The following is a 1,483-nucleotide window of genomic DNA, read 5'->3' as shown; positions in this document are numbered from 1 at the left end:
GCTGCGTGTCGACCTCTTCGGCACCGCCCACCGTGGGGGTGTTTTCCTTGATGAACTGCGCGAGGCTCTTGCGCAGGTCGTCGATGTTGGCCGAGCAGGCGCGCAGCACCTCCGCGGCCGACGGGTTGTCGAGCAGCGCCATCAGCAGGTGCTCGACGGTGATGAATTCGTGGCGCTGCTGGCGCGCCTCGACGAACGCCATGTGCAGGCTGACTTCAAGCTCTTGCGCGATCATGCGGCCTCCATAATGCATTGCAACGGGTGGCCGCCCCGACGGGCAGCGGCCAGCACCAATTCGACCTTGGTTGCAGCGACGTCCTTGGTATAGACGCCGCAGACTCCGCGGCCCTCTTTGTGAACCTTGAGCATGATCTGCGTCGCGGTTTCGAGGTCGCGCTGGAAATACTCCTGAAGCACCATCACGACAAACTCCATCGGTGTGTAGTCGTCGTTGAGCAGTACCACCTGGTACATGCGCGGCGGCTCTGTCTTCGCGGCCTGCCTTTCGGCCACGACCGCCCCCTGCCCGTCATCGGGTGTCGGCCGCTTCAGCGGCTCGGGCGGTATCGGTTTTTCCTCGGGCATGGAACCATTCTATAGAGTTGATTTTGCTGTGCTCACCCGAACGGATATTGCGACACCCGAGCGAACTGCAAGCCCCGGAAATGCATCACAACGTGCCCATTGTTCTACGACAGCACCCGCAAGGGAATGCATTTGGTTGCATGGCCCTGAACCCTGGTTTGCCGTGCCTTGACAGTCACCAAGGCGGCGCACAAAATTCTTCGCTCACAGGGATAGGAGACCAATATGGCCCAGAAGTTGTTCGGAACCGTGAAGTGGTTCAATGATGCGAAGGGATTCGGCTTCATTGAACCGGAAGGGGGTGGCGAGGATGTGTTCGCACATTTTTCGGCCATCCAGAGTGAAGGCTTTCGCACGCTCAAGCAGGGCGGCCGCGTGAGCTACGAAGTGGTGCAAGGCCCGAAAGGCCAGCTCGCGCAGAACATCTCTGCGCTCGATGCACCCGAGACCACCCCGCATCGCCGCAGTTCTGTCGGTGTGACGGAGTCCTCAGCCGCTGCAGCCTAGGGCGCAGGACCCGCGCCGCGCAAGCGGCGTGAACGCCGCGGGCCCAGCGATTCGTCTGGTGCGGAAAGCCTTCATCGGCTTCCCGAACCAGACGGCGCTGGGCCGCTTTCATTGCTGCCAGATCCAATGGCGCCGGGCAGCGCCCAAGAAAAAACCCCTCGCTCCACGCAGGAACAAGGGGTTTGCAGACCACAGCCAGGGCCGAAGCCGCCGGCGGACGCTCACATGTGGTCGATCATCACCTGGCCGAAGCCCGAGCACGACACCTGCGTCGCGCCGTCCATCAGGCGCGCGAAGTCGTACGTGACCTTCTTCGACAGGATCGACTTTTCCATCGAGCTGATGATCAGGTCGGCCGCTGCGGTCCAGCCCATGTGGCGCAGCATCATCT

At 62.0% G+C, this 1,483-nt stretch carries 4 protein-coding genes; 1 reads left to right on the top strand and 3 read right to left on the bottom strand.

Annotated elements, in window-relative coordinates:
* The coding region (locus tag AC1DXV_RS34545; RefSeq protein WP_477938038.1) for a Clp protease N-terminal domain-containing protein at positions 1-235 on the bottom strand (235 nt) is incomplete at its 3' end.
* Positions 232-585 carry an ATP-dependent Clp protease adapter ClpS gene (gene clpS, locus AC1DXV_RS34540; protein WP_052204767.1) on the bottom strand — a complete coding sequence of 118 codons (354 nt, stop codon included), beginning with the start codon at positions 583-585 and terminating at the stop codon, positions 232-234. The genes clpS and AC1DXV_RS34545, both read right to left, overlap by 4 nt.
* 225 nt (positions 586-810) lie before the next feature.
* Here clpS and AC1DXV_RS34535 point away from each other — a divergent pair, with 225 nt between their 5' ends.
* Positions 811-1,092, top strand: a complete 282-nt coding sequence (locus tag AC1DXV_RS34535; protein ID WP_056808144.1) for a cold-shock protein — start codon at positions 811-813, stop codon at positions 1,090-1,092.
* A gap of 221 nt (positions 1,093-1,313) precedes the next feature.
* On the opposite strand, the gene AC1DXV_RS34530 is transcribed toward AC1DXV_RS34535, so the two are convergent.
* On the bottom strand, positions 1,314-1,483 hold a 170-nt coding region (locus tag AC1DXV_RS34530; protein ID WP_477938039.1), incomplete at its 5' end, for an isocitrate/isopropylmalate family dehydrogenase.

Source organism: Rhizobacter sp. P3_C12, from assembly GCF_056402735.1.
Note: the sequence above shows the minus strand (reverse complement) of the source record. Positions and strands in the feature narration are given on the sequence as shown.

Bases quoted from the DNA above. Each gene is read 5' to 3' on its own strand.
- clpS (WP_052204767.1), bottom strand. From the start codon at position 585: ATGCCCGAGGAAAAACCGATACCGCCCGAGCCGCTGAAGCGGCCGACA.
- AC1DXV_RS34535 (WP_056808144.1), top strand. From the start codon at position 811: ATGGCCCAGAAGTTGTTCGGAACCGTGAAGTGGTTCAATGATGCGAAG.